The organism is Hominilimicola sp., assembly GCF_046972485.1.
GTDB classification, from domain to species: domain Bacteria; phylum Bacillota; class Clostridia; order UBA1381; family UBA1381; genus Hominilimicola; species Hominilimicola fabiformis.
This window is the reverse complement of the sequence record NZ_JBKVWU010000105.1, coordinates 1-7922: the sequence shown is the minus strand read 5'-3', so window position 1 is coordinate 7922 and position 7922 is coordinate 1. Positions and strand designations below refer to the sequence as shown.

4 protein-coding genes are annotated in these 7922 nt (G+C 37.8%); all 4 read left to right on the top strand.

What is annotated here, in order from left to right; genetic code table 11:
- Positions 1 to 1022: S-layer homology domain-containing protein (locus tag ACLTU0_RS09470; protein ID WP_412322197.1), on the top strand; the 1022-nt coding region annotated here is incomplete at its 5' end.
- A gap of 42 nt (positions 1023 to 1064) precedes the next feature.
- Positions 1065 to 3704, top strand: coding sequence for an S-layer homology domain-containing protein (locus tag ACLTU0_RS09465; protein ID WP_412322196.1), 2640 nt, complete (start codon positions 1065 to 1067; stop codon positions 3702 to 3704).
- Positions 3705 to 3734: 30 nt separating this feature from the next.
- The gene (locus ACLTU0_RS09460; protein WP_412322194.1) at positions 3735 to 5300 is read left to right on the top strand and encodes an ABC transporter substrate-binding protein; all 1566 of its coding nucleotides are present in this window, start codon (positions 3735 to 3737) and stop codon (positions 5298 to 5300) included.
- Positions 5301 to 5319: 19 nt separating this feature from the next.
- Positions 5320 to 7922: S-layer homology domain-containing protein (locus ACLTU0_RS09455; protein ID WP_412322193.1), on the top strand; the 2603-nt coding region annotated here is incomplete at its 3' end.

Below are 7922 nucleotides of genomic sequence, written 5' to 3'. Positions count from 1 at the left end.
TAGCAGAAGTAACAGCAACAGGTGACTATCAGGATATAAAAGCCTCATATGATTACAGAAAACAAAAGAGTTCATTTGAAGATAAAATATATCTTGAGTATAACGGTGAATTGCAGATAAAGCAACTCAAAGTCTTTGAAATTACACTTGAACTTAATAAGGTATCAAGTGCAGTAAATAAAGCTGTTTACAGTAAATCATCGACAGACATAAACGACGCTAAAAAACTTGTTTTGGCATTTTATGATTTGCCGATACGAGAAGAACTTTTAGACAAGCTTAGCAGTATTAATCCATCGTCAGGAAGTAGTTCCGGCGGCGGCGGAGGCGGTGGCGGAGGAAGAAGCTCATCTCCAAGCAAATCAACCTCACCGGCAGATGTAAAAACTGATACCGGTACAGTTGCTATTCCGCCGCAAGATAAAAATGAAATTGAAAAGACAGAAGACGAGTTGGACACATATCTTCTTCGTTTTAAAGATATGAAAAATCATTGGGCAAGAGAAGATGTTGAATATATGGCAGAACTCGGAATTGTCAACGGTGATGAAAACGATAAATTCAGACCGGAAGACAGAGTGTCAAGAGCAGAATTTGCAACGATGATTAGCAAAGCTATGGGCTTGGATACAACCGAATATGAAAACAGTTTCTTTGATGTAGTAAGTGACGATTGGTATTCGGGATATGTTCAGACAGTAAGAAGTAACGATTATATGAGCGGATATGACGGCTTATTTAAACCGAATGCCGATATTACCCGCGAAGAAATTGCAAGAGTTATTGTTGCGGCATATAATAGCAAGACAAATACAAAATTAGAAAAAGGTAAATCATTGTACTTCAATGACCTTGATGATATAAGTTATTGGGCATATGATTATATTGTCGAGGCGGCGGATATGGGATTTATTTATGGAATGACTGACGAATTGTTTGCTCCAAAGCAACCTGCGACGAGGGCACAGGCGGCAGTAATGATTAAACGTGTCTATGATAAACTTCATCCTACTGCGGAATGATTTTTATGACACAATAAACTGCGAAAGGAGATAATAAAATATATGAAGAAATGGATAAGCATTTGCATATTCACTCTATGTTTAATATTTTCTGTAAACTGTGTATGGGCAGAGGGCAGCCTTAGTGAAAAACAGTCAGAGGCTATTTCGCTGATGAATGATTTGAAAATATACACAGACATTACAGAAGAAAATGCCTCAAATGCAATAACAAGAGCTGAATTTGCTAAAATAATTGTCAGAGTTATGGGTGGGGAGTCCTCCCTAACAAATGCTCCTCGCCGAATTTTCTCTGATGTGTTACCTGATAATGACGCGGCAGCAAGTATCGAATTGTTGTATGAACGCGGAATAATGATGGGTTACGGACAGGCTGAATTTAAGCCTGACGCAGTGCTTACACTTGGCGAGGCTGTTAAGGTAATGATTTCGATTACCGGTTACAGTGAATGGGCAGAGCAACAAGGCGGATACCCAAGCGGATATTATGCTACCGCTGTATCAAACGACATTCTAAAAGGTGTAAGCGGTGCTGTAAATGAAGAAGTCAACTACACCGATGCGGCAGTGATGATTCAAAACGTGTTGGAAGGTAAGAAATACCGTGTAATAACAGGTTATGAAAACAATTCGGTTGTTTCTTCGGATAACAACGAAGAATATATGGGTTATGCACTTAACATTTACCGCTATACCGGAATAGTCGGAGCATACGGGAATACATCACTATACAGTGCCGATGATGAATATGAAGAAAACAACGTAAAAATTGACAATGAAATTTTTGAAACAAACGGAATTGATTTTTCTCAATATTTAGGAATGAAAGTAACGGCTTACTATAAGGCTGACGATAGCGGATACTATATTATGCACGTAGTTGCCGATAAAAAATCCGAAATGATTGAAGTAAAATCGGAAGATATTGCAGAAAATGTGTCAAAAGAAAAATTTGAATATTATGATAACAACAAAATCAAGAAAGCAAAAATTTCTGATAATGCAACATTTATCTATAACGGAAAAAAACTTGATGTTGTATCAGACGCAGATCTTCAAGCCGATAACGGATATGTACGTTTAATCAGTAACAATGGCGGAAGTACATACGATACCGTTATAATCAAAGATTATGAAACATTTATTGTTGATAAAGCTATTGCGACAGACAGCCTTTTATATTTTAAATACGATAAAGGTTCACTTGATTTAAGCAACGGAAGTAATATAAATGCAAAATATTTTGCAGAGGGTAAAGAGGCTGATTTTTCAAGTATTTCAACAGGAAGTATTCTGTCGATTGCTATGAGTAAAAATACAATAGGCAACCTAAGTGCCGAGATTTTGATTTCAAATAATCAAGTAACAGGCAAGGCAACAAAACTTTATAATAAAGGTACTAAGCATTATGCCGTACTTGAAGACGGAACGGAATACGTTTTTACAAATGAATATATTTCAAGACTTGACGAAGGTCAAAGCAGTACATATGAGCCGACAGTCGGTAATGAAGGCGTATTTTACATTGATTATTTCAATCAACTTGCGGCATACGCGGTTTCGGGAACATCAAAGAATTATGCGTATGTAGTTAATTGTTATTATGAACCGGGTCCTGCGACAGGTGAAATAAGATTGTTTATGAAAGACGGAACATTTGAAACGTATACATTGGATAAGAAAATTACGTTCAATGATAAGAGAGTTGACAAAGCCGATGTTCCGGAAATGCTGAAAACAACAAGCCCGGACGGAAGTGTAAACCAACTTATTATCTGTAAAACCGATGATAACGGCTACATAAAGAATATAAAAACGGCAGTAAATAAAACTTCTGAAACATATTATGTTGCCAGTGATGAAGAATTTGTATTAAATGCTCATCCGAAGAACAGTGCAGGAGTGGAAAGCGGATTGCGTTTTTATAAAAATATGGCCGAAAACAAACCATACAATTTCGTAAACGGAAAGACAATTCAATTTATGGTTCCTACGGATAAGGATAATGAAAAGGCATATAAAATTGAAACAAAGTTGTCTTCAACAGATATGGCTTTGCCGGCACCGTTGTATCTGTATGACGCAGGCCCGGGCGGAGCATTGGGAGCAGTCGTAAGTAATACGGCAAGTGAAGGTAAATACAGTACACCTTGCATAATTGATGAAATATGTACGGCGGTCAACGAAGATGACGAAGTTGGTACATTAATTCAATTTGTAGGCGGACAAAGCGTGTTTGCCGGTGATCATATAATATATGACCAACCGACAACAAACTGGAAAGACCGTGTTGATTATTCAAACATAAAAGTAGAAGATTTAAAACACGGTGATATTATTGAATATACAACATCAAACGATAAAGTTGAAATGCTTAGAGTTATTGTCAGAGTGGACGATATAGGTCCGATAAGAATAGACGGCGATCACATTCAGCTAAACGGAAATATGATTGCTGATGTTATATCAGTTGCCGATAACGGAAGAACGGCTGTTGTAAAATATGTTGACCGTTACGGTGCAGAACAATATCAGTCAATGCTTGTTAATTCAACAACTTATCGTTATGACAGCAGTGACGGAGAAATATATAATTCTTCGGCATCAGATTTAAGAGAGGGCGACCGTGTGCTTATAAATTCATACTGGTGGTCACCAAAATTGGTAGTAATATTTAGATAAAAAAATAAAACAAGAAGGAGTGGAAAAATTATGAAGTATGTAAAAAGAATCATTGCAGCCACTGCAGCAGCTACTATGCTGCTCAGTGGTTGCGGAACTCAACCGGTGCAGGACACAGGTGATGAACAGGTAACATTAAAATGGATGTTTCTAGGCCCAGGTGAACAACAAGATTCACAGAAAGTTTGGGATAAGTTTAATGAAGAACTTGCAAAATATTTGCCGAATACAAAAGTAGAATTTGAATGTGTGACATCTTCTGACTATGCTGAAAAATGGAAACTTGCAAGTGCGTCAAATGAAGACCTTGATATAGTATGGCATGGCTGGATGATTCCGTACACAAGCGAAGTAAAAAAGGGTTCATATTTGGAATTGGATGATTTAATTGATGAATATGCTCCTGATTTAAAGAAAGAAATACCGGACAAAATTATGGATAAACAACGTGTAGACGGAAAACTTTACAGTATACCGTGTATGCAACAAATGGTATCATATGTGTCATCGCTTGATTTTCCGATTGACATATATGAAAAGTATAAAGACAAGATAAATATTGAAGAACTTGCCGATTTCTTCTCATCAAAGGAAACTATGGATAAAGAGGCATGGGATAAGATTGAAGAATACATAAAAATGATTAAGGACGGCGGAGATTTAAAAAAGGGTGTTTACGGATTCGCCGATCACGTTGAAAAAGGCTACGAATGGATTTCAAGTCCATATAAGATAAAAGCAAGCGGTGATGATTATACACTGATTAACCTATACAGAACTCCGGAATACAAGACATTTGTTCAAGTATATGCTGATTGGTTCAATAAGGGATATATCAGAAAAGATATTCTTACAGCCGACAATGTAGGTACTGAAGATTACGAAGTAAAGGGCGGTCCAAACTATATTGTCGGTCAGGGATATATGCCTACTCAATCTGAAATTGACAGTAAAAAAGCCGCAGGTTCAACTGCATATGTAAAAATTCCGTTTGAGAACAAGCATTACATTCCATATGCCGCATCTGCGTCGAATACTGCAATATCAATCAATTCAAAACACCCTGAACGTGCAATGCAGTTGATCGGTCTTATGAATACTGAAAAGGGTAAAGATTTGTACAATCTGCTTGTATTCGGTATTGAGGGCGAACATTATACAAAGGTAAACGACAAGGAAATTCAACCTATAGGTTATACATCACAACCGACTTCTGAAAGCCCATACGGACAATACAGATTTGCGATGGGTAACACATTTAACGGTTATGAAATCTATATGCAAGACAAGAATCCAATATACGATAACGAGTTTATTAAGAGTGTAAACGAAAAAGCAGAAGATTCAAAACTTAGAGGATTTACTTTAGATACAGACCCTATAAAGATGGAACTTGCACAGGTAACAGCTGTAATAGGCGAATATAAGAAATCTCTTAACTCCGGTGCGGCGGCTGATCCTATGGGATTGTACGAAGAATTCCAACAAAAACTTATTGCGGCAGGCGATGATAAAATCGTTGAGGAAATCCAACGTCAGATAGACGAATGGAGAGCAAATAAGGGGAATGAAACAACTCAAAGTGAAGGAGAATGAAACTGAAGGAGAATAGAAAATGTCACATAGATTTAGAAAAATAGCGACAGTCTTGCTTGCAGCTGCGGTCACTTTGCAGTCAACAACATTTGCCGCAATAACGAGAGAACCGGAATTTTCGGATCTTTCGGAACATTGGTCAAAATCTATTATGATGCGTCTTAACGGTTATGGTGTGATATGCGGATATGATGACGGAACAATACGACCTGATTCATATGTGAGTGTTACGGAATTTCTGACTATGATGGTGAAATCACTCGGCTTTGAAACAGAGCCGGGTGATGGATACTGGGCAACGCCTTATATACAGAAAGCTGTTGAATTAGGTTTAATAGAACCTGATGAATATTCAGATTATGATGCAACTTTGACAAGAAGTCAATCGGCAAAAATTATAGCCAACGCTTTATCTGACACTGCAGTCGCAGATGAAAATGCCGTAAAAGCAAAAATCTACGACTATGCGGAAATAGCTGAAGAATACAAGCCGTATGTTCTGATTGCATATGACAAGAAAATAGTAAACGGCAATCATGATAACTGTTTTGAACCAAATCGTAATATAACACGAGCTGAGGCAAGTGTTATTGCAGTGAGATTGATAGATAAAAACGGTGGAATAAAAGAGCCTGACAACGGAAACGGACCTAATAACAACAGCGGTGATGTAACATCATCGGCTAAGTTATACGTTGCGCCGAATGGCAGTGACAATAATGACGGTAGTGAAAGCTCACCGTTTGCAACGGTTCAGAAAGCAAAAGAAACAATCAAAAATATGAATGCGGCAAATTCATTGCCTGAAGGCGGTGTAACTGTATATCTTCGTGGCGGTACATACTATATAGACGAGGGTATGACATTTACAAAAGAAGATTCCGGTAAAGAGGGCAGCATGATAACATATACATCATATCCGGGAGAGGCTGTAACGATTTCTGGTCAAGTACCTTTGGAAAAGGGTTGGTTTACTGCGGCTGATGATACGGCTAAAAACGTTATGATTGATAAAAATGCCGCGTCAAAAGTCCTTATGGTTGACCTTAAGGAACACGGTATTACAGATTACGGTGAATTAAGTACAAGAGGCTATCACTATTTCAATAAAGGCCGATATGCACAGGCAGAACTTATTGTAAATGATGAAAACCAAACTCTTGCACGTTATCCGAACAGCGGTTCAATATCTGTTCCTACAGATAATGTAGATACAGATAATTTCGGATTCCGCTATACAGATGAAAGAGTTTCTAAGTGGAAAGACGCTAAGGACGCTTATATAGTCGGTACAATTTCAATCAACTATGAAAACAACACATATCCGATAGATAAAATTGATACGTCAAAGAAACTTTTGACTATAAAAGAGGGACGTATTAATACATACTATACAAACGGTTGGTTCTACGGTGAAAACTTGCTTGAAGAACTTGATACCGAGGGTGAATACTACATTGACCGTGACACAGGCAAACTTTACTATTACGCACCGTCAGATTTTACAAGCGGTAATTATGAAATCGGCTTGTCTATGCTGAAAACTCCGATTTTCAACTTTAACGGTGCTGAATATGTCAATGTAAGTAACATTACAATGAAAGGCGGACGTGGATATGCGGTACTTGGTACAAGTGCGGGATATTCAATACCGAGTTTCAAAGATTGGATGATTTCGAGAGGTGCCGATTTAAACGGTGCAAACTTCACGAAGGGTTCGGGTTCGTCGGTTTATATAGCTGACATAGATAAATATACCGACTCACAAGTATTCCCGGGACACGTTTGGGACGGTTTTGTCGATGACGGTAACGGTGTAAATCATATTGATGTGAAGAATTGTAATATCTTTAATTTCGGCTCGGGCGCTATTATTATAAACGGTACAGACGTTCATTTGGATAATAACCATATTAAAAATATCGGCGGTACTGCGTTGTATCTTCGCGGCGGTGATTTGGAGACATTAACGCCAAGCAATAACGAGATATTGAATAATAATATTCACCATGTAGGATATTTGCAGAAATCATATGTTCCTGCGATTGCAATGCACGGTGTCGGTATTCACGTTGCGTACAATGATTTGTATGACGCTCCGCACTGTATATTTAACTATCACGGTAATGACCATGTAATTGAATATAATAAAATTCACGATGCGGTTAAAGAATGTTTGGATATGGACGCTATTTATACCAGAAACGAATATGTACCGCAATGGCGAGGCAGTGTTATAAAGAACAACTATATTTACAATATCGGTATTTATCCGGTCGGTGAATATAAGAAACAGCTTAATGTTTCGGCAATAAGAACAGATAACTACGGTCACGCTTTGCAGATTTACAATAATGTATTTGCAAACATCGGTTCAGACGGTGCCAATAATGTTATCGGTGTAACGGCACAAGGTAACAGAAACACACTTAAAGGCAATATATTTGTTGATTGTAGTGCAACATTCCTTGGTTGGAACTCATATGCTCCGGGTGCAACGTGGGATATGACAAAGACAGAGGAAAAAGAAAGAGTTGAATTGGCTGAAAAATATGCGGCAAATCCGATATTTGCGGCAAAATATCCTGAACTTGCTACATTCAAAGATGAATATTATAAATC

What these genes read in the sequence shown, in the direction of transcription:
- ACLTU0_RS09465 (WP_412322196.1), top strand. Translation starts at nt 1,065, where the DNA reads ATGAAGAAATGGATAAGCATTTGCATATTCACTCTATGTTTAATATTT.
- ACLTU0_RS09460 (WP_412322194.1), top strand. Translation starts at nt 3,735, where the DNA reads ATGAAGTATGTAAAAAGAATCATTGCAGCCACTGCAGCAGCTACTATG.